A 1,209-nucleotide genomic window follows, 5' to 3' on the forward strand; every position below is an offset into this window, starting at 1 on the left:
GGCGCGGACGGCGGCACCGGCGGCGGTGACCAGCGCGACCGTCTGGTCCACGACGGCGCGGCGGTCGGCCTCGAACGCGGCGTCGGTGAGCGCGGCCGGGTCCTGCGGGTACTCCAGGGCGGAGACGTGCAGGTGCCCGCCGGGCACGTCCCACGCCTGCATCCCGATCCGCAGCCGGTTGGAGCGGTACATGCTCTCGTTGGACAGGTAGCTGCCGCCGGGACCGGAACCGGCGGTGCTGCCCGGCGAGGGGTCGTCGGCGCAGCGCAGCGCGGTGGGGTCCGGCCAGGTCCCGGCGGGCCACTCGCAGATCCCGTCGTTCAGCTGCACCGGCCACGGCCCGGTGCCGGCGGCGACCATCGCCTCGTACGGCAGGGTCGTCTCGATCCACTCCGGCGAGTCCGCCGGCTGCGGCCAGTGCGAGGGCCGCGAGACGGGCCCGAACTGCTGGTTGCGGTTGTTGTCCGGGGACCCGCCGCGGGCGTTGGCCGCCCACTGCTCGACGTCCATGCGCCCGCGGCCGGTCTGGCTGATCGTCATGATCATGTCGGTGCGGTCCTCGCCGGTGCGCAGGACCGGGCCGAAGGCGTCCTCCACGACGCCCTGGTCGAAGTCGGTGTAGTTCACCGGCAGCACGACGGCCTCGACGGTGACCGGTCCGGCGGGCGTGGGCACCGTGCGCCCGTCCAGCTGCAGGGCGGTGGCCCCGGAGGGGTTGGAGTTCCGCAGGCTGCTGTCGAGGCTGTAGGTGTCGAACCCGCTGATCACCACGCGGGTGGCGCCGGGTTCCTCGGTGGACCAGGTCACGGAGGAGATGCCGCGGCTGGTGCGGTCCAGGGTGTGCAGCAGCCCCTGGCGCTGCAGGCCGCTGGTCAGGTACTCCGCCTGCAGCGCGCGGACCGCCGCGCTCATCGTGGTGCGCGCCCAGTACAGCGGGCGGTCGTCGTAGCGGTCGATCGTGCCGATCTCCAGGCGTCCCTGGGCGCGGGCGACGGCGGTGTCCCACAGCTCCTGCCCGCCGGCGCGGACCACGTCCAGGGCCCCGGCCAGGGTGGTCGCGGCGCACAGCCGCTCGGAGAACCCGTCCACGAGCGCGTCGAACCCCGCGGCGCGCAGGAACTGCCGGGCGGCGGGCTCCCCGCCGGGCACCAGCGGCGACGTCAGCCGCGACTCCTCCACGGTCGGGACGGTGCCGGGGGCGGCGCACCC

Annotated in this window: 1 protein-coding gene; it reads right to left on the reverse strand. The window is 75.3% G+C overall.

The window, feature by feature from the left end:
• A partial coding sequence (locus tag GTR00_RS21240) for a hypothetical protein (protein WP_166613492.1) occupies window positions 1-1,179 on the reverse strand: 1,179 nt, incomplete at its 3' end.
• Window positions 1,180-1,209: the final 30 nt, after the last annotated feature.

The organism is Kineococcus indalonis (assembly GCF_009906395.1).
GTDB lineage: Bacteria > Actinomycetota > Actinomycetes > Actinomycetales > Kineococcaceae > Kineococcus > Kineococcus indalonis.